At 70.8% G+C, this 18,165-nt stretch carries 18 protein-coding genes; 7 read left to right on the top strand and 11 right to left on the bottom strand.

The features are described from left to right. The first annotated feature begins 264 nt into the window (after positions 1-264). On the top strand, positions 265-759 hold the full coding sequence (locus ACFC8N_RS01030; RefSeq protein ID WP_356031276.1) for a DUF3145 domain-containing protein: 495 nt from the start codon (positions 265-267) through the stop codon (positions 757-759). Between the two features lie 72 nt (positions 760-831). On the opposite strand, the gene fabF is transcribed toward ACFC8N_RS01030, so the two are convergent. The 5 genes from fabF to ACFC8N_RS01005 all read right to left on the bottom strand — a co-directional run bounded on the left by fabF (position 832) and on the right by ACFC8N_RS01005 (position 5,800). Beyond that, the gene (gene fabF, locus ACFC8N_RS01025; RefSeq protein WP_356031275.1) at positions 832-2,094 is read right to left on the bottom strand and encodes a beta-ketoacyl-ACP synthase II; all 1,263 of its coding nucleotides are present in this window, start codon (positions 2,092-2,094) and stop codon (positions 832-834) included. Between the two features lie 84 nt (positions 2,095-2,178). After that, on the bottom strand, positions 2,179-2,427 hold the full coding sequence (locus tag ACFC8N_RS01020) for an acyl carrier protein (RefSeq protein WP_004001566.1): 249 nt from the start codon (positions 2,425-2,427) through the stop codon (positions 2,179-2,181). A gap of 79 nt (positions 2,428-2,506) precedes the next feature. Then, the gene (locus ACFC8N_RS01015; RefSeq protein ID WP_356031273.1) at positions 2,507-3,538 is read right to left on the bottom strand and encodes a ketoacyl-ACP synthase III; all 1,032 of its coding nucleotides are present in this window, start codon (positions 3,536-3,538) and stop codon (positions 2,507-2,509) included. A gap of 10 nt (positions 3,539-3,548) precedes the next feature. Then, a complete protein-coding gene (locus tag ACFC8N_RS01010) occupies positions 3,549-4,481 on the bottom strand; it encodes an ACP S-malonyltransferase (protein WP_362821562.1) in 933 nt (310 codons plus the stop codon). 89 nt (positions 4,482-4,570) lie between these two features. Continuing rightward, positions 4,571-5,800 (bottom strand): helix-turn-helix domain-containing protein, encoded by a 1,230-nt coding sequence (locus tag ACFC8N_RS01005; protein ID WP_356031269.1) that lies wholly within the window; start codon positions 5,798-5,800, stop codon positions 4,571-4,573. Between the two features lie 96 nt (positions 5,801-5,896). On the opposite strand from ACFC8N_RS01005, the gene ACFC8N_RS01000 reads away from it, so the two are divergent. After that, a complete protein-coding gene (locus ACFC8N_RS01000) occupies positions 5,897-6,550 on the top strand; it encodes a pirin family protein (RefSeq protein ID WP_362821573.1) in 654 nt (217 codons plus the stop codon). Between the two features lie 8 nt (positions 6,551-6,558). On the opposite strand, the gene ACFC8N_RS00995 is transcribed toward ACFC8N_RS01000, so the two are convergent. Together ACFC8N_RS00995 and ACFC8N_RS00990 are read right to left on the bottom strand one after the other, a co-directional pair. Then, positions 6,559-7,380 (bottom strand): serine hydrolase domain-containing protein, encoded by an 822-nt coding sequence (locus ACFC8N_RS00995; RefSeq protein ID WP_376286233.1) that lies wholly within the window; start codon positions 7,378-7,380, stop codon positions 6,559-6,561. Between the two features lie 31 nt (positions 7,381-7,411). Continuing rightward, positions 7,412-7,888, bottom strand: a complete 477-nt coding sequence (locus ACFC8N_RS00990) for a GNAT family N-acetyltransferase (RefSeq protein WP_356031268.1) — start codon at positions 7,886-7,888, stop codon at positions 7,412-7,414. Positions 7,889-7,985: 97 nt separating this feature from the next. On the opposite strand from ACFC8N_RS00990, the gene ACFC8N_RS00985 reads away from it, so the two are divergent. Continuing rightward, positions 7,986-8,441: a MerR family transcriptional regulator gene (locus tag ACFC8N_RS00985; RefSeq protein WP_376285184.1), complete on the top strand. Its 456-nt coding sequence runs from the start codon at positions 7,986-7,988 to the stop codon at positions 8,439-8,441. A 32-nt stretch (positions 8,442-8,473) separates the two neighbouring features. Here ACFC8N_RS00985 and ACFC8N_RS00980 read toward each other — a convergent pair whose 3' ends face one another. The 3 genes from ACFC8N_RS00980 to ACFC8N_RS00970 all read right to left on the bottom strand — a co-directional run bounded on the left by ACFC8N_RS00980 (position 8,474) and on the right by ACFC8N_RS00970 (position 11,337). Then, on the bottom strand, positions 8,474-9,325 hold the full coding sequence (locus ACFC8N_RS00980; protein ID WP_376285181.1) for a DUF4429 domain-containing protein: 852 nt from the start codon (positions 9,323-9,325) through the stop codon (positions 8,474-8,476). Between the two features lie 66 nt (positions 9,326-9,391). Further along, a complete protein-coding gene (locus ACFC8N_RS00975; protein ID WP_356031263.1) occupies positions 9,392-10,609 on the bottom strand; it encodes an alpha/beta hydrolase in 1,218 nt (405 codons plus the stop codon). Positions 10,610-10,692: 83 nt separating this feature from the next. After that, a complete protein-coding gene (locus tag ACFC8N_RS00970) occupies positions 10,693-11,337 on the bottom strand; it encodes a TetR family transcriptional regulator (RefSeq protein ID WP_356031262.1) in 645 nt (214 codons plus the stop codon). A 66-nt stretch (positions 11,338-11,403) separates the two neighbouring features. Here ACFC8N_RS00970 and ACFC8N_RS00965 point away from each other — a divergent pair, with 66 nt between their 5' ends. Next, a complete protein-coding gene (locus ACFC8N_RS00965) occupies positions 11,404-13,023 on the top strand; it encodes an MFS transporter (protein ID WP_356031260.1) in 1,620 nt (539 codons plus the stop codon). A gap of 278 nt (positions 13,024-13,301) precedes the next feature. Here the strand turns inward: ACFC8N_RS00965 and aceE are convergent, their stop codons facing one another. After that, positions 13,302-16,049: a pyruvate dehydrogenase (acetyl-transferring), homodimeric type gene (gene aceE, locus ACFC8N_RS00960; RefSeq protein ID WP_362821565.1), complete on the bottom strand. Its 2,748-nt coding sequence runs from the start codon at positions 16,047-16,049 to the stop codon at positions 13,302-13,304. A gap of 356 nt (positions 16,050-16,405) precedes the next feature. Between aceE and ACFC8N_RS00955 the strand changes: the two genes are divergently transcribed. The 3 genes from ACFC8N_RS00955 (at position 16,406) to ACFC8N_RS00945 (ending at position 18,115) form a co-directional block, all read left to right on the top strand. Then, entirely contained in the window at positions 16,406-16,831 is a 426-nt protein-coding gene (locus ACFC8N_RS00955) for a DUF3052 domain-containing protein (RefSeq protein WP_356031256.1), read from the top strand. Between the two features lie 110 nt (positions 16,832-16,941). Continuing rightward, positions 16,942-17,400, top strand: a complete 459-nt coding sequence (locus ACFC8N_RS00950; protein WP_356031254.1) for a peroxiredoxin — start codon at positions 16,942-16,944, stop codon at positions 17,398-17,400. Positions 17,401-17,539: 139 nt separating this feature from the next. Next, entirely contained in the window at positions 17,540-18,115 is a 576-nt protein-coding gene (locus ACFC8N_RS00945; protein ID WP_356031253.1) for a TerD family protein, read from the top strand. Positions 18,116-18,165 lie beyond the last annotated feature (50 nt).

The raw sequence follows: 18,165 nt of genomic DNA, 5'->3' as shown, positions 1-18,165 counted from the left end.
TCGTCGTCGGCGCCCGGTGCCACTCCGGTCGTCGTAGGTGCTTCCTCCCCTCACAACGTGCGAGGGTTCCCGGGTCGGGCACCCTGGAACGGCGCACCCCCGTACAAGCGTCCCCCTGGGTGAATGGCGGGGGTTTCCTGGCACCGGGACCGACGGTACGTCACACTCCTTGCGCCGCCGCAGGGTAGCCTCGCCATCAACGCGGCCGTCGCCCCACTGCCGCCCGCCAGTCCGCAAGATGTCCCGCTCTGTCCGGAGGTTCCGGTGACGACACGTGGAGTTCTGTACGTGCACTCCGCGCCGCGCGCGCTGTGCCCGCACGTCGAGTGGGCCGTCGCCGGGGTGCTCGGCACGCGCGTCAACCTCGACTGGATCCGGCAGCCCGCGGCCCCCGGCACCTGGCGCTCGGAGTTCTCCTGGCAGGGCGAGGCCGGTACGGCGTCCAAGCTCGCCTCGGCCCTGCGCGGCTGGCACCTGCTCCGCTTCGAGGTCACCGCCGAGCCCTGCCCGACCGCCGAGGGCGAGCGCTACAGCTGCACCCCCGACCTCGGCATCTTCCACGCCGTCACCGGCATCCACGGCGACATCCTCATCCCCGAGGACCGGCTGCGCGCCGCCCTCCAGCGCAGCCAGCGCGGCGAGACCGACCTGGAGGCCGAAGTGTCCAAGCTGCTGGGCAAGCCGTGGGACGACGAGCTGGAGCCGTTCCGGTACGCGGGCGAGGGCGCGCCGGTGCGCTGGCTGCACCAGGTGGTGTGAGCGGTCGCCGTCGTCCGCCCGGGGACGGGAAAGGGCCCCTGCCGGTCGGCAGGGGCCCTTCGCGCAGGTGTCTCAGACGGTCCGGAAGGCCAGCACCACGTTGTGGCCGCCGAAGCCGAACGAGTCGTTCAGCGCGGCGATCCGGCCCTCGGGCAGCGGGCGGGCCTCGCCGCGGACGATGTCCGCGTTGACCTCGGGGTCGACGTTGTCGAGGTTGATCGTCGGCGGCGCCGTGCGGTTCACGAGCGCCAGGATCGACGCGACGGTCTCGATGCCGCCCGCGCCACCGAGCAGGTGACCGGTCATCGACTTGGTCGCGGAGATCGCCATGTGGTCGACGTCGTCGCCGAACACCTTGCGCAGCGCCTTGATCTCGGCCACGTCGCCCTGCGGCGTCGAGGTGGCGTGCGCGTTCACGTGCACGATCTCGGCCGGCTTCAGGTCGGTGTTGTCCATCAGGTTCTGCAGCGCGTGCGCGATGCCGTCGCCGGACGGCTCGGGCTGCGTGATGTGGTGGGCGTCGGCGGAGATGCCCTGGCCGACCGCCTCGACGTAGATCCGGGCGCCGCGGGCCTTCGCGTGCTCCTCGGACTCCAGGACGATCGCACCGGCGCCCTCGCCGAGCACGAAGCCGTTGCGGTCGGCGTCGTAGGGCCGCGAGGCGCCCTGCGGGTCGTCGTTGTTCTTGCTCATCGCCATCATGTTGCCGAACGCGGCGATGGGCAGCGGGTGGATGGCGGCCTCGGTACCACCGGCCACGACCACGTCCGCACGCCCGGTGCGGATCATCTCGATCGCGTACCCGATGGCCTCCGCGCCCGAGGCGCAGGCCGAGACCGGGGTGTGCACACCGGCGCGGGCACCCAGCTCGATACCGACGTTGGCCGCCGGGGAGTTGGGCATCAGCATCGGCACGGTGTGCGGGGAGACGCGGCGTACGCCCTTCTCCTTGAGGATGTCGTACTGGTCCAGGAGCGTCGTCACGCCGCCGATGCCGGAGGCGATGACCGCGCCCAGACGGTCGGGGTTCACGGACGCGTCCTCACCGGCCCTGGCGGTGAAACCGGCGTCCTTCCAGGCCTCCTGAGCCGCGATCAGCGCGAACTGCGCGGACCGGTCCAGCTTGCGGGCCTGCGGCCGGGGGATGATCTCGCCCGGCTCGACGGCGATCTGCGCGGCGATCTTGACCGGCAGCTCGGCCGCCCACTCCTGCTCCAGCAGGCCGACGCCGGACGTGCCGGCGACGAGGGCGTCCCAGAACGACGCCGCGGTGCCACCCAGCGGTGTGGTTGCGCCGATACCGGTGACGACCACGGTGCGATTGGTCGGGCTCACGGGAATTCTTTCTCCAAGCGGATGGGGATTCTACGGCGAAACACCGCCGGGTGGCGGGGCCTAGCGGGGAGGCTGAGGGGTGGCTCAGCCCTGGTGCTTGAGGATGTAGTCGGTCGCGTCGCCGACGGTCTTGAGGTTCTTGACGTCCTCGTCGGGGATCTTGACGTCGAAGCGCTCCTCGGCGGCGACGACGACCTCGACCATGGACAGCGAGTCGACGTCCAGGTCGTCGGTGAAGGACTTGTCCAGCTGGACGTCCTCAACCGGGATGCCGGCGATCTCGTTCACGATGTCGGCGAGACCGGCGACGATCTCTTCCTGAGTGGCGGCCATGTTGGCGCTCCTTCTTCGATGTTCAGACGGTTTGTGGCAGTTGTCCCCCTGCCGGACCAGGTGATCCGGCACGGAGTGCCTAGGGGAGGGTAACGACCGTGGCGGCGTAGACGAGACCCGCCCCGAATCCGATGACGAGCGCGGTGTCGCCGCTCTTCGCCTCCCCGGTCGCCAGGAGCCGCTCCATCGCGAGCGGAATCGAGGCGGCCGAGGTGTTGCCGGTGGTGCGGATGTCACGGGCGACCGTGACGTGCTCCGGCAGTTTGAGGGTCTTCACCATCGAGTCGATGATCCGCACGTTGGCCTGGTGCGGGATGAAGACGTCCAGGTCGTCCGGGGTGATCCCGGCCGCGTCCAGCGCCTGCTGGGCGACCTTCGCCATCTCGAACACGGCCCAGCGGAACACCGCCTGGCCCTCCTGCGTGATCGCGGGGAACTTGACGTTGCCCTCGCTGTCCAGCGGCAGCTCGGAGACGTCGCCGATCCGGAAGCGGTCCCAGGCCACGGTCTGCTTGATGGTCTCCGACTTGTCGCCCTCGGAACCCCACACCGTCGGGCCGATGGCCGGCTCCTTCGAGGGGCCGACGACGACCGCGCCGGCGCCGTCGCCGAACAGGAAGGCCGTGGCCCGGTCCTCCAGGTCGGTCAGGTCGCTGAGCCGCTCCACGCCGATGACGAGCACGTACTCGGCGGAACCCTCCGCCACCATGCCCTTGGCGAGCGTGAGGCCGTAGCCGAAGCCCGCGCAGCCGGCTGAGATGTCGAAGGCGGCGGCCTTGTTCGTGCCCAGCGTGTCGGCGATCTCGGTGGCGATGGCCGGGGTCTGCTTGAAGTGCGAGACGGTCGAGACGACCACGGCGCCGATCTGCTCGGCGGAGATGCCGGCGTCCGCGATCGCCTTGCCGGCGGCCTCGACGGACATCGCGGCCACGGTCTCCTCGGGACCGGCCCAGTGCCGGGTCTCGATGCCGGAGCGCGAGCGGATCCACTCGTCGGACGAGTCGATCTTCTCCAGGATCACCTCGTTGGGCACCACCCGGGTCGGGCGGTAGCCGCCGACACCGAGGATGCGCGCATAGGGGGCGCCCTTGCTGGGCCTGATCTTCGCCATCTACGGCTCCTTAGGCGCCGGCGCCGGCGTGCTCAGCGATGAGCGCGCGGGCCGCTTCGAGGTCGTCGGGGGTCTTCAGAGCGAGCGTCTTCACACCGGGCAGGGCGCGCTTGGCCAGGCCGGTCAGCGTGCCGCCCGGGCACACCTCAAGCAGTGCGGTGACGCCCAGCTCCTTGAAGGTCTCCATGCACAGGTCCCAGCGCACGGGGTTGGCGACCTGGCCGGCCAGCCGCTCCAGGACCTCGGCGCCGTTGCCGACCGTCCTGCCGTCCTTGTTGGAGACGTAGGCGACCTTCGGGTCGGCCGGCGTCAGCTCCGCGATGGCCTTCTCCAGCGTCTCGACGGCCGGAGCCATGTGACGGGTGTGGAAGGCGCCGGCGACCTTCAGCGCGACGACCTTGCGGACGCCCTCGGGCTTGTCCTCGGCCAGCGCGGCCAGCTGCTCCAGCGTTCCCGCCGCGACGATCTGGCCCGCGCCGTTGATGTTCGCCGGGGTCAGCCCCAGCTTCTCCAGGTGCGGGACGGTCACCTCGGGGTCACCGCCGAGCAGCGCCGACATGCCGGTCTCGGTGATCGCGGCGGCGTCGGCCATCGCCAGACCCCGCCGGCGGACCAGACGCAGCGCGTCGGTGTCGTCCAGGACCCCGGCGAAGGCGGCCGCGGTGATCTCACCGACGCTGTGGCCCGCGACCGCGCCCGGCGCGACCTCGGAGATGTCACCGAGTGCCGCGGCGGACAGCAGGCCGGCGGCGACCAGCAGCGGCTGGGCCACGGCCGTGTCACGGATGGCGTCGGCGTCGGCCTCGGTGCCGTAGTGGACCAGGTCCAGGTCGATGGCGTCCGACCAGGCGGCGACGCGGTCCTTGGCGCCGGGCAGTTCGAGCCAGGGGGTCAGGAAGCCGGGCGTCTGGGCGCCCTGGCCGGGAGCGACGAGTACGAGCACTCTCACACTCTCTCTTGGGGACGGCCGGGGCCGCCCGTGGGGACAGGGACGAAGAACACGGGGGCGTTTTGTGGGCCCCCGACAAAACCCTATGTCTGAGGTTCGCCGTCGACCAGACGCCCCAGGATGAGCGCGATCCGCAGCGTGAAGGCGGATCGTACATCCGAGGGTGACCAGCCGGTGACGTCAGTCACACGTCGGAGCCGGTAGCGCACGGTGTTCGGGTGAACGAAGAGCATCCGGGCCGCGCCCTCCAGACTGCTCGCCTGCTCCAGGTAGACACTCAGGGTTTCCAGGAGCGCGGAGCCCGCTTCCTCCAACGGTCTGTAGATCTCCTCCACCAGCTGCTCGCGGGCGCTCGGATCGCCCGCGATGGCCCGCTCCGGCAGGAGATCGTCCGCCAGCACCGGCCGCGGCGCGTCCTGCCAGGCGGAACACGCCTTCAGTCCGGCGGCGGCGGCCTGCGCGGACCGGGTGGCGGCCAGCAGATCCGGTACGACGGGCCCGGCGACGACCGGTCCGGCGGCGAACGGGCCGATCAGCGACTTGGCGACGGCGAGCGGATTGTCGCTGCCGCCCGCGATGACGACGAGCCGGTCCCCGAGCACCCCGGTGAGCACCTGGAGCTTGGCGTGCCGGGCGGCCCGCCGGATGGCCTCCACGGTCAGCTCGCTGTCCCCGTCGGGCGCGGTCCCGAGGACGACGCACACATGCTCGGGCGAGTTCCAGCCGAGCGCGGCCGCCCGGCTGACGGCCCCCTCGTCGGCCTCCCCGCTGAGCACGGCGTTCACGACCAGCGACTCCAGCCGCGCGTCCCAGGCACCGCGTGCCTCGGCGGCCTGGGCGTACACCTGGGCGGTGGCGAAGGCGATCTCGCGGGCGTACACGAGCAGCGCCTCGCGCAGCACCCGCTCGTCGCCGGGAGCGGCCACCTCGTCGATGGCGCTCTCCATGACCTCGATCGTGGTCCGCACCATCTCCACGGTCTGGCGCAGCGTGATCGCCCGGGTCAGCTCCCGCGGCGCGGTCCCGAAGACGTCGGTGGAGATCGCCTGCGGGGCGTCCGGGTACCGGAACCACTCGGTGAAGGCGGCGATACCCGCCTGGGCCACGAGCCCGATCCAGGAACGGTTCTCCGGTGGCATCGCCCGGTACCACGGCAGCGTCTCGTCCATCCGCGCGATGGCCTGCGCGGCGAGCGATCCGGAGGACTTCTCCAGCCGTTTCAGCGTCGCGGAGTGCGGGTGGACGGCGGGTGCGCGGTGATCGGCGCGGGAATCCGCGTGGGGATCGCTGCTGCGGGATTCGGGTTCGGGCACGGGGACAAGACTGCCTTATCCGGACGACCCCGTGCGCCGCAGGGTGGGAGGCAGGTGAGAGGCAGGAGGCGCGGCGGGGCTACCGTGGTGCCCGTGATGGAGGTACGGCGCGCCGCTGAGCGCTATCGCGGAGGGGACCCGCAGGCCGGGATCGACACCTGGCACGCCTTTTCCTTCGGCCCGCACTACGACCCCGGCAACCTGCGCTTCGGCGCCGTGATCGCCTGCAACGAGGAGCACCTCGCGCCCGGCGCCGGCTTCGACGAACACCCGCACAGCCACACCGAGATCGTCACCTGGGTGATCGAGGGCGAGCTGACCCACCGCGACTCCGCGGGCCACGAGACGACGGTCCGCCCCGGCGACGTGCAGCACCTCGGCGCCGCGGCGGGCGTCCGCCACGTGGAACGCAACGACGGCGCGGCCCCGCTGGTCTTCCTCCAGATGTGGCTGGCGCCGAGGGAGCCGGGCGGCGACCCGTCGTACACCATCGTCCCCGGCATCGCCGACTCCACGCCCTACGCCCTCCCGGCGGCCGGCGCCATGCTCCACGTCCGCCGCCTGGCCCCGGGGGAGCGGACGGCGGTCCCGGACGGTGCGTACGTCTACGTCCATGTGATCCGGGGCACGGTCCGGCTCGCGGAAGAGGAGCTGGCGGCGGGCGACTCGGCCCGGATCACCGGCGCCCAGGGCCTGGCGGCGGTGGGGACGACGGAGGCGGAGCTGCTGGTGTGGGAGATGGCGGGGTGAGGGCCGGCTCAGCCGCGCAGTTCCGCCAGCACCGCGTCCGTGAACACCGGCCACGCCTCGATCGCCCAGGGCCCGAACGCGCGGTCCGCGAGGGCGACCGCCGCCACCCCCGCATCCGGGTCGATCCACAGGAACGTACCCGCCTGGCCGAAGTGACCGAAGGTCCGCGGGGACGACGAACTCCCCGTCCAGTGCGGTGACTTGGCGTCGCGGATCTCGAAGCCCAGCCCCCAGTCGTTCGGGTTCTGGTGGCCGTAGCCCGGCAGCACGCCCTTCGTCCCCGGGTACTGCACCGTCATCGCCTGCGCCACTGTCCGCGGATCCAGCAGCCGGGGCGCCTGCACCTCCGCCGCGAACCGCAGCAGGTCCGCGACCGTGGACACCCCGTCCTTGGCGGGCGAGCCCGCCAGCGACGTCGACGTCATCCCCAGCGGCTCCAGCACCGCCTGCCGCAGATACTCGGCGAACGGAATGTCCGTCGCCTTGGCGATGTGGTCGCCGAGCTGCTCGAAACCGGCGTTGGAGTACAGCCGCCGCTCCCCGGCCGGAGCCGTCACCCGGTGTTCGTCGAAGGCCAGTCCGGAGGTGTGCGCGAGCAGGTGCCGCACGGTCGCACCGGGCGGACCGGCGGGCTCGTCCAGCTCGATCGCGCCCTCCTCGTACGCCACGAGCGCCGCGTACGCCGCCAGCGGCTTGGTGACCGAGGCGAGCGGAAAGCGGTGCTCGACGGGTCCGTGCGTGCCGAGGACGGTCCCGTCGGCCCGTACGACACCCGTCGCCGCGGTGGGCACGGGCCAGTTCTCGATCGACGCGAGGCTCTTCAGCGACATGGGGAACGACATGGGGGCGAGCCTATGCGGCTCACAGGCGCAGCCGCATCGACGGGTCCGGGTCACGCGTGAAGCCGAGGGAGGCGTACAGCGGCTCGGCCTGCGGGGAGGCGTTGAGCAGCACGTGCCCGGCGCCCCGCGCACGGAACCAGGCCAGCAGCTCCTCCATGCACGCGCGCGCGTACCCGCGCCGCCGGGCGTCCGGGTCGGTCGCCACGCTGAAGACGTACCCGACGCGACCGTGCGGGTTGCCGGCCTTCCCGATGCGGTACTCCAGCGCCCCGGCCACCAGCGCGGCCAGCGCCCCCGGCCGGTCGGGGTGGTCCACGACGAAGGCCGCGAAGTCCCCGTCCTCCTCGGCCAGCCGCGCGCGCAGCGTCGGCAGCGACGCCGTGTGCCAGTCGGTCGATCCGTCAGGTCCCGCGATCGGCAGCGCGTCCAGCATGACCTGGCGCAGCCGCAGCACTTCCACGGCGTCCTCGGGCAGGGCCCGGCGTACAAGACTCATGCGGCGCACGCTAGCCATCCGCCCGGCGGTGTGTCCCCCGTATTTCTTACCGGGTTCCGCTTGCCTGGAGTGCACTCGAAGGCCATAGCGTGGGGCCATGACGGTGATGCAGACCAAGCCGGCGGACCCCGCACGCACGGCCTCCGCAGACATCTGCTCCGCCCCGCCCAGACGCCATCCGCGCCCCGAGGGGCAGGACCGCTACACGATCAGCGAAGTCGTCGCGTTCACCGGCCTGACGGCGCACACCCTGCGCTGGTACGAGCGGATCGGGCTGATGCCGCACGTCGACCGCTCCCACACCGGCCAGCGCCGCTACAGCAACCGCGACCTGGACTGGCTGGACTTCGTGACCAAGCTGCGGCTGACGGGCATGCCGGTGGCGGACATGGTGCGGTACGCGGAGCTGGTGCGGGAGGGCGAGAGTACCTACGCCGAGCGCCAGGAACTGCTGGAGTCGACCCGCAGGGACGTCCTGACCCGCATCGCGGAACTGCACGACACCCTGTCCGTCCTGGACCGCAAGATCAGCTTCTACGCGGCGGGGAAGTGATCCCCCAGAGCTGATCCCCGAGAGCTGATCCCCTACAGCTCGGCCAGCAACTCGGCCTTCTTGGAGGAGAATTCCTCGTCGGTGACCAGCCCGGCCTGATGCAGTTCCCCGAGATGCCGGATCCGCTCGGCGATGTCGGCGGGATCCCGCCGCGCCGGGGCCGGCAGCGCGGGTACCGGCCCCCTCGTGCGCACGGCCGCCAGGACCGCCGCGGCGAACGGCAGCGACTCGTGCACCGGGCCGTACCCCAGCCCGAAGACCACGGCCGCCGGGTCCTGGTCGGCCTGCACCGCCGGGGCCGCCGAGTCGGCCGAGCGCCTGATCAGCCGCAGATGCCCCTCGAAGACCTCCGGCGAGCGCCACTGCACCCCGCTGAGGTCGGTGACCGGAAAGCTCTGGTCGCCCGCCTTCCACTTCGCCGAGGACGCGCCCGTCCAGGACCAGCGGAACTGCACGGCTGTCCCGTCGAAGGAGGCCTTCGCGTCGTACGCCTTGAAGTGCAGCGGCGCCTCGGGCGCGGGCACCATGTGGCGGTCGACCGGCCCGGACTCGGTCAGCAGCCCCTTCAGCTCGTCCGCGTAGTACGCGGCGAGCGTCTCCCGCTCGGCCGGCAGCACCAGCCGGTACGGATCGGAGCCGTCCTTGAGCTGCCCGTCGGCCGCCTCCAGCAGCGGATCGGCGCCGGCGCGCGGCAGCAGCCGCAGGACGACGGTGCCACGCCTGCCCGGGGTGAGGCTCACGTCCTCGACCGCGGACAGCGGGATGCGCCGTCCGCCGAGCGCCTGGAACAGCTTCGGTGTTCGAATCCCCCGTTCGTAACGGATGAGCACGGAGTCGGACTCGAACTCCCAGACGGCATGAAATCCCGCCAGTACGTCACCCATGCGGCTCATCGTATGCGGCACGTGCTCCTCCGTCGCCACCCGCGCAGACCGCACTTCCTGCTGTTTCTACGCGCGTCCGGCCGTAGCCGTGCCGGGCGCACCGGCCCGGCACGCGTCGTTGTCCCGGGCGCACGTCACCGCGGCGTACGCGCCGACGCCGACGTCGGCGAGGTTGCGCAGGCTGTCCGTGCCCGGCTGGAAATAGCCGGCGTGACCCTGGGCGTCCCGGGCCGACAGCACACGCGCGCCGAACGCCGAGGACACCGGGTCGGCACCGTGCCCGAGCCCGCCCAGCTCCAGGTACGGCACGTCCTGGATCCAGTCGGTGGCGTCCCGCATCGCCCACACCCGGGCGCCGGTGCGCAGATGAGAGGCCTCGGAGACCCGCATGCCGGGGCTCGCGGCCACCGCTATGTCGGACACCCGGCGGGGCATGTCGTGCGCGGCGACGCCGCAGACCACCGTGCCGTAGCTGTGGCAGATCGCCGTCACCGGCGCGGTGCCCGGCAGGGCTTCCAGCAGGGAGTTCAGCCGCAGGGCCCCCTCCGCGGCGCGCAGGCCGGTGGCCGCGTCCACGCCGAGCCCGTCGGGCGCGGTGTAGTCGGCCCAGGCGATCACGGCCGTGCGGGTGCCGGGGCTCGCCTTGCGCTCCTGCGCGTACAGCGCCGTGGCCATGCCGACCGGGGCGGTGTACGGCCGGTTCGTCTTCTGGAAGGTGAGCAGGTCGGTGTCGACGCCGGGGACGACGACCGAGATCCGCTGGGCCCGGTCCAGGTTTCCGAACACCTCGGCGATCCGGCCCGTGCCCTCGGGGTCGAAGGAGAGGATCTGCCGGCCGGGCGTGAGCAGGGACTCGTAGCGGTGCATACGGCGGCCCGCGTCCTGGTGCCCGGCCGTGCTGAGCCGGCTGTCGTGCATGCGCTCCTGCTCGACCTTGCGGGCCTGCTCCAGCGCGACGCGGTTGGCGCGGTAGCGCAAGGTGACCGGGGCGCCGTTCATGTTGCCGACCGCGAGCGGATAGCGGTGGGCGAGGCGGCTCTGGTCCGCGGGGGAGAGGGACGCGAAGAAGCGGGTGAGCCGCGCCGGGTCGCCCTCGGGGTCCGGCAGGTGGTGGCCGTGCAGCCGGCCGTGCTCCCACGTGGCGAGCGAGGCCTGAAGGGCCGTCGACTCACGGTGGCTGCGCAGGGCGGTCCAGCCGGTGGTCGCGAGCATCACGAACACCACGGCCAGCGCCAGCAGTGCGCGCCAGACGTTCAGTTGCGGGGAGGTGTCGAAGGAAGTCACTGGGAGGACACACTAGGAGAACGGGACGGTCTCGCGGTAACCGAGTGACAGGTATCACGTTTCGTCGAAGATCGAACGCCCTGTCAGTCCGGTCGACGAGCCCCGCCCGCACGCCAGTTGCCGGTGAGCGCCGGACCCACCTGATCCAGGTAGGACGCGGTGAGTTGACGGATCGACTCCAGGCTGAAGTCCTCGCCCGTGCACCACTGCCGCTCGGTGACCCTTATCACCCCGCCGAAAACGGCCACCGCCAGCCTCGGCCGGGGGTCGGCGTCCGGGTCGACGCCCTCGCGCTCGGCCAGCAGCCGCGCGACCGCCTCCTCGGTCGCGGCCGAGCGGCGCAGGTGCGTGGCGAGCAGCGCCGGCGTCGACTCGATCGTGCGGTACATGCGCAGGTACAGCTCGACCGGCACCGCCGACTCGACCGTCTCGCGGATCGCGTCCCAGCCCTCCAGCACCGCCTGGCGCAGCGCCTCCATCGGGGACTCGTGCGCGGGCCGCGCCCGCACGCACGCCAGGAAGTGCTGTTCGGTCATGTCCTGCACCGCGAACGCCGCGTCCTCCTTGCCGGCGAAGTACCGGAAGAAGGTGCGCTGCGAGACGTCGACGGCCTCGGCGATCTCGTCGACGGTGGTGTGCTCGTACCCCTGGGTCGTGAACAGTTCGAGGGCGGCTCGCAGCAGCGACTCCCGGGTGCGCTGTTTCTTGCGTTCGCGCAGAGTTTTCACACGTGTCAGTTACTGACATGTGAAATTGTTTGTCAACTGTCAGCAGCTGTCACTAGCCTCGAACGTATGACTAGTCAGACCACCATCGACGCCTCGGGGGCGGGGGACGGGGCGCCGGCGGCCCCGTTCGAGGCGCCCCCTCCCGCGGGGCTGCGCGGCCATCCGTGGTTCACCCTCATCACCGTCGCCGTCGGGGTCATGATGGTGGCCCTCGACGGCACCATCGTGGCCATCGCGAACCCCGCGATCCAGAAGGACCTCAAGGCGAGCTTCGCCGACGTCCAGTGGATCACCAACGGATACTTCCTCGCCCTCGCGGTCTCCCTGATCACCGCGGGCAAGCTCGGCGACCGCTTCGGGCACCGCCAGACCTTCCTGATAGGCGTGACCGGCTTCGCCGCCGCCTCCGGCGCCATCGGACTGTCGAACAGCATCGCCGCCGTCGTCACCTTCCGCGTCTTCCAGGGCCTGTTCGGCGCCCTGCTGATGCCGGCCGCGCTCGGCCTGCTGCGGGCCACCTTCCCGGCCGAGAAGCTCAACATGGCGATCGGCATCTGGGGCATGGTGATCGGCGCGTCCACCGCGGGCGGCCCGATCCTCGGCGGCGTCCTCGTCGAGCGCGTCAGCTGGCAGTCCGTGTTCTTCATCAACGTGCCGGTCGGTGCCGTCGCCCTGGTCCTCGGCCTGCTGATCCTGCTCGACCACCGCGCCGAGAACGCCCCGCGCTCCTTCGACATCCTCGGCATCGGGCTGCTCTCCGGCGCCATGTTCTGCCTGGTCTGGGCGCTCATCAAGGCCCCGACGTGGGGCTGGGGCGACGGGAAGACCTGGGCGTTCATCGCCGCCTCGGTGCTGCTCTTCGCGCTCTTCTCGGTCTGGGAGACGAGGGTCGCGGAGCCGCTGATCCCCCTCGGCCTGTTCCGCTCGGTCCCGCTCTCGGCCGGCGTGGTCCTCATGGTCCTGATGGCCATCGCCTTCATGGGCGGCCTGTTCTTCGTGACGTTCTACCTCCAGAACGTGCACGGGCTGACCCCGATCAAGGCCGGTCTGCACCTCTTGCCGCTCACCGGCATGATGATCGTCGGCTCACCGCTGGCCGGCGCCGCGATCACCAAGCTCGGCCCGCGCATCCCGCTGGCCGGCGGCATGGCCGCCACCGCCGTCGCCATGTACGGCATGTCGACGCTCAAGGCCGACACCGGCAGCGGCGTCATGTCGATCTGGTTCGCGCTGCTCGGCTTCGGCCTCGCGCCGGTCATGGTCGGCGCCACCGAGGTCATCGTCGGCAACGCCCCCATGGAGCTGTCCGGTGTCGCGGGCGGCCTCCAGCAGGCGGCCATGCAGATCGGCGGCAGCCTCGGTACGGCCGTGCTCGGCGCCGTGATGGCCTCCAAGGTCGACAGCGACCTGGCGGGCAACTGGACGGGGGCGGGGCTGCCGAAGCTGACCCCGGCCCAGCTGAGCCAGGCCTCCGAGGCGGTCCAGGTCGGCGTGGCGCCGCTGCCCAAGGGCACGCCGGAGCCGGTCGCCGCGAAGATCACCGAGGTCGCGCACCACACCTTCATCTCCGGCATGAGCCTCGCCTCCCTGGTCGCGGCGGGCGTCGCGGCGGTCGCCATCCTCGTCGCGCTGCTCACCAAGCGGGGCGTGAACGCCGAGGCGGGCGCGGGCGTGGGTCACATCTGACGCCGATCCGGGCGGAGTTCACCTATCAGGGTGACGCCGCTCAAGATCCCTCGCACCGGGCGCGCGCCGCAGGTCACAGTGGGTCAAGTCCTCCGCAGGGCATGGGAGGACGGCCGGGCCACGGCGCGCGCTGCGGAGGGGGCAGTGCGCGCTTGGCCGACGGAGCCGCAACTCCCCAAGGGGCGCGGGGAACTGCGCGACCAGCCACGCAGTCACCCGCACCCGGCCACGACCCGCAGGCCCTCCCCGGTCGCCGTCGGCCAAGGCCAAGCGCAGCGTTACGCGTCTCCGCCGGCCGCTCCGGGATGCGCCGCCGAGACATCCAGCAGCTGGTACCGGTCGATGGCCTGCTTCAGTACGGAGCGGTCGACCTTGCCCTCCCGGGCCAGCTCGGTCAGGACCGCCACCACGATCGACTGGGCGTCGATGTGGAAGAAGCGCCGCGCCGCGCCCCGGGTGTCGGCGAAGCCGAAGCCGTCCGCGCCCAGCGACTGGTACGTGCCCGGCACCCACCGCGCGATCTGGTCCGGAACCGAGCGCATCCAGTCGGACACGGCCACGAACGGCCCCTCGGCGCCGCCGAGTTTGCGCGTCACGTACGGCACGCGCTGCTCCTCCTCCGGGTGGAGCAGGTTGTGCTCCTCGCACGCCACGGCCTCGCGGCGCAGCTCGTTCCAGGAGGTGGCCGACCAGACGTCGGCCTTCACGTTCCAGTCCTCGGCGAGGATCCTCTGCGCCTCCAGTGCCCACGGCACCGCCACGCCCGACGCCATGATCTGCGCCGGGATCGAGCCCGCCGTGGCCGGGCCGATCCGGTGGACGCCCCTGAGGATGCCCTCGACGTCCACGTCGGCCGGTTCGGCCGGGTGCTGGATGGGCTCGTTGTAGACGGTCAGGTAGTAGAAGACGTCCTCGCCGTGCGGGTGTTCGGCGTCGCCGCCGTACATCCGGCGCAGGCCGTCCTGCACGATGTGCGCGATCTCGTACGCGTACGCCGGGTCGTAGGCCACGCACGCCGGGTTGGTCGAGGCGAGCAACTGCGAGTGTCCGTCGGCGTGTTGGAGGCCCTCACCGGTCAGGGTCGTACGGCCCGCGGTCGCGCCCAGTACGAAACCGCGCGCCAACTGGTCGGCCATCTGCCAGAACTGGTCGCCGGTGCGCTGGAAACCGAACATCGAGTAGAAGACGTAGACCGGGATCAGCGGCTCGCCGTGCGTGGCGTAGGCCGAGCCCGCCGCGATCAGCGACGCCGTGCAGCCCGCCTCGGAGATGCCGTCGTGCAGCATCTGGCCGGTCGGCGACTCCTTGTAGGCGAGCAGCAGTTCACGGTCCACCGACTCGTACTGCTGGCCCAGCGGGTTGTAGATCTTCGCGCTCGGGAAGAAGGAGTCCATGCCGAACGTGCGGTACTCGTCCGGCGCGATCAGCACGAAGCGCCGGCCGATCTCCTTGTCCCGCATGAGGTCCTTGAGGAGCCGGACGAACGCCATCGTCGTCGCGATGGACTGCTGGCCCGTGCCCTTCTTCACCGTCGCGTACGTCTTGTCGTCCGGCAGCGCGAGCGGCTTCGAGCGCACGACGCGCGTCGGGACGTACCCGCCGCACTGCTTGCGCATGTCGTGCATGTACTGGATCTCGTCGGTGTCCCGGCCCGGGTGGTAGTACGGCGGCGGGCCCGACTCCAGCCGCTGGTCCGTGATCGGCAGGTGCAGGCGGTCCCGGAAGCGCTTGAGGTCGTCGACCGTCAGCTTCTTCATCTGGTGCGTGGCGTTGCGGCCCTCGAAGTTGGGGCCCAGCGTCCAGCCCTTGATCGTCTTGGCCAGGATGACCGTCGGCTGGCCCTTGTGCTCCTTGGCCGCCGTGAACGCCGCGTAGATCTTGCGGTGGTCGTGGCCGCCGCGGCCCAGGTGCAGGATCTGGTCGTCGGTCATGTTCTCGACCATGGCGCGCAGCCGGTGGTCGTCGCCGAAGAAGTGGTCCCGGATGTAGGCGCCCGACTCCGTGGCGTACGTCTGGAACTGGCCGTCCGGGGTGTTGTTCATCTTGTTGACGAGGATGCCGTCCCGGTCCTGCGCGAGCAGCGGGTCCCAGGTGCGGTCCCAGATCAGCTTGATCACGTTCCACCCGGCGCCCCGGAAGATCGACTCCAGCTCCTGGATGATCTTGCCGTTGCCGCGCACCGGGCCGTCGAGGCGCTGGAGGTTGCAGTTGACCACGAAGGTCAGGTTGTCCAGGCCCTCGCGGGCGGCGATGGACAGCTGGCCGAGCGACTCCGGCTCGTCCATCTCGCCGTCGCCGAGGAACGCCCACACATGGGAGCCGGAGGTGTCGGCGATGCCGCGCGCCTCCATGTAGCGGTTCATCCGGGCCTGGAAGATCGCGCCGAGCGGGCCGAGGCCCATGGAGACCGTCGGGAACTCCCAGAAGTCCGGCATCGAGCGCGGGTGGGGGTAGCTGGACAGGCCGTTCGGGTACTTCGACTTCTCCTGGCGGAAGCCGTCGAGCTGGTCCTCGGTGAGCCGGTCGAGCAGGTACGCGCGCGCATAGATGCCGGGGGAGGCGTGGCCCTGGAAGAAGACCTGGTCGCCGCCCTTGCCGTCGTCCTTGCCGCGGAAGAAGTGGTTGAAGCCGACGTCGTACAGCGAGGCGGAGGAGGCGAAGGTGGCGATGTGGCCGCCGACCCCGATGCCGGGGCGCTGGGCGCGCGAGACCATCACGGCCGCGTTCCAGCGGGTCGCGTTGAGGATCCTGCGCTCGATCTCCTCGTTGCCCGGGAAGAACGGCTCGCTCTTGGTCGGGATCGTGTTGACGTAGTCCGTGCTGCGCATCTCGGGCACGGCCACGCGCTTCTCGCGGGCCCGCTCGATCAGGCGGAGCATGAGATAGCGGGCCCGCTCCCGGCCGCGCTCGTCCACGGCGGCGTCGAGGGAGTCGAGCCACTCCTGGGTCTCTTCGGGATCGAAGTCAGGGACCTGACTCGGAAGGCCGCCAATGATGATCGGGTTGCGATCGGATCCGGAAGGCACGCTGTTCCTTACCTGTCAGAGGGCCGTTTTTCTGCTGTTTCCTGCGGTTTCCTGCTTGTCCGCACCTGCCTGCGCCGTTCCCCATCGTCTACCTCGGGGCGGCGTACGTCATCTCCACCAGTGATTTCCGTTGGCGGAGGAGGCTCCGTAAAACAGGCAAATGTGTGTGATTTGGGTCACTCTGGATCAGGATGCGGTGCCAGAAGTTGCGGTGACAAGGCCGGGATCGTCACCGTTTCGGCGGTCCCGGGGGCCGGGTACTTGCGCGATCCGCCCCGCACGTGTGGACTACGGCCAAGCATCACGCGCACGCGCGTGGCTGAGTTGTTCCCGAAAACATGATCAGGAGGCAGACCGTGAGCGCGACCGCGGACCACGCGGAGACGAGCCTGGCCGTCAGGCTGGGTTTCCAGCCCGACCAGGTGGTCCAGGAGATCGGCTACGACGACGACGTCGACCAGGAACTCCGCGAGTCCATCGAGCAGGTCATCGGCTCCGAGCTGATGGACGAGGACTACGACGACGTGGCCGATGCCGTGTTGCTGTGGTTCCGTGACGAGGACGGCGACCTGACGGACGCGCTGGTCGATGCCATCGGCTTCCTCGAAGAGGACGGCCACATCGTCCTGCTGACGCCGAAGACCGGCCGGGACGGATACGTCGAGCCCAGCGACATCAACGACGCCGCGCAGACGGCCGGCCTGTCGCAGACCAAGAGCACCAGCGCGGGCAAGGACTGGGTGGGCACCCGACTGCTGAGCCCCAAGGCCGCCAGGAAGTGACCGCCTCCCGCAGGTGAGCGAGGCGGGGGCGGCGGTCCCTCCGGGTGACCGCCGCCCCTTCGCCGTAGGCTGTTCTCCTCCGAACAGCCCACCGAAAGGGAAACATCCCGATGGCGATCCAGGTCGGCGACAAGGCCCCCGACTTCGAGCTCAAGGACAACCACGGCGCCACCGTGAAGCTCTCGGACTTCCGGGGCGAGAAGAACGTCGTCCTGCTCTTCTACCCCTTCGCCTTCACCGGTGTGTGCACCGGCGAGCTGTGCGAGGTGCGCGACAACCTGCCCCACTTCGCCGACCGCGACACCCAGGTGCTCGCCGTCTCCAACGACTCCATCCACACCCTGCGCGTCTTCGCCGAGCAGGAGGGCCTGGAGTACCCGCTGCTGAGCGACTTCTGGCCGCACGGCAACGTCTCGCGCGCGTACGGCGTCTTCGACGAGGACAAGGGTTGCGCCGTGCGGGGCACCTTCATCCTCGACAAGGAGGGCGTCGTGCGCTGGACCGTGGTCAACGGCCTGCCGGACGCCCGTGACCTGAACGAGTACGTGAAGGCGCTCGACACCCTGTAGGCCGACCGTGGGCCGACACCTGTGCGTCGTCGGGTCCAGGGTCTGCGGGGGGCGGGAACCCGTCACTAGGATCGGCACGTTGATCCCGTATCCGAAGCACGACGGGGCTCCCCGCCCCCGGACACCACATGGAGGACTCGTGGGAGTCAGCCTCAGCAAGGGCGGCAACGTATCGCTGACGAAGGAGGCCCCGGGCCTGACCGCGGTCCTGGTCGGTCTGGGCTGGGACGCCCGCACCACGACCGGCAGTGACTTCGACCTCGACGCCAGCGCGCTGCTGCTGAACAACTCCGGCAAGGTCGCGAGCGACCAGCACTTCGTCTTCTTCAACAACCTCAAGAGCCCCGACGGCTCCGTCGAGCACACCGGTGACAACATCACCGGCGAGGGCGAGGGCGACGACGAGGCCATCAAGGTCAACCTGGCCGGCGTCCCGGCCGACATCGAGAAGATCGTCTTCCCGGTGTCGATCTACGACGCCGAGAACCGCCAGCAGTCCTTCGGCCAGGTCCGCAACGCCTACATCCGTGTGCTGAACCAGGCCGGCGGCCAGGAGATCGCCCGCTACGACCTGAGCGAGGACGCCTCCACCGAGACCGCGATGGTCTTCGGCGAGCTGTACCGGCACGGCGCGGAGTGGAAGTTCCGCGCCATCGGCCAGGGCTACGCCTCCGGTCTGCGCGGCATCGCCCAGGACTTCGGCGTCAACGTCTGACGGCCGACGTCCGACCCCGCAACCGTCCGGCGCCGCACCGTTTAGGGGCG

Origin of the sequence: Streptomyces sp. NPDC055966 (genome assembly GCF_042269865.1) — a bacterium.
Classification (GTDB): domain Bacteria; phylum Actinomycetota; class Actinomycetes; order Streptomycetales; family Streptomycetaceae; genus Streptomyces.
Note: the sequence above shows the minus strand (reverse complement) of the source record. Positions and strands in the feature narration are given on the sequence as shown.

Coding starts and splice junctions, on each gene's coding strand:
- ACFC8N_RS01020 (WP_004001566.1), bottom strand. CDS start 2,427: ATGGCCGCCACTCAGGAAGAGATCGTCGCCGGTCTCGCCGACATCGTG.
- ACFC8N_RS01015 (WP_356031273.1), bottom strand. CDS start 3,538: ATGGCGAAGATCAGGCCCAGCAAGGGCGCCCCCTATGCGCGCATCCTC.
- ACFC8N_RS01000 (WP_362821573.1), top strand. CDS start 5,897: ATGGAGGTACGGCGCGCCGCTGAGCGCTATCGCGGAGGGGACCCGCAG.
- ACFC8N_RS00995 (WP_376286233.1), bottom strand. CDS start 7,380: ATGTCGCTGAAGAGCCTCGCGTCGATCGAGAACTGGCCCGTGCCCACC.
- ACFC8N_RS00990 (WP_356031268.1), bottom strand. CDS start 7,888: ATGAGTCTTGTACGCCGGGCCCTGCCCGAGGACGCCGTGGAAGTGCTG.
- ACFC8N_RS00985 (WP_376285184.1), top strand. CDS start 7,986: ATGACGGTGATGCAGACCAAGCCGGCGGACCCCGCACGCACGGCCTCC.
- ACFC8N_RS00980 (WP_376285181.1), bottom strand. CDS start 9,325: ATGGGTGACGTACTGGCGGGATTTCATGCCGTCTGGGAGTTCGAGTCC.
- ACFC8N_RS00965 (WP_356031260.1), top strand. CDS start 11,404: ATGACTAGTCAGACCACCATCGACGCCTCGGGGGCGGGGGACGGGGCG.
- ACFC8N_RS00950 (WP_356031254.1), top strand. CDS start 16,942: ATGGCGATCCAGGTCGGCGACAAGGCCCCCGACTTCGAGCTCAAGGAC.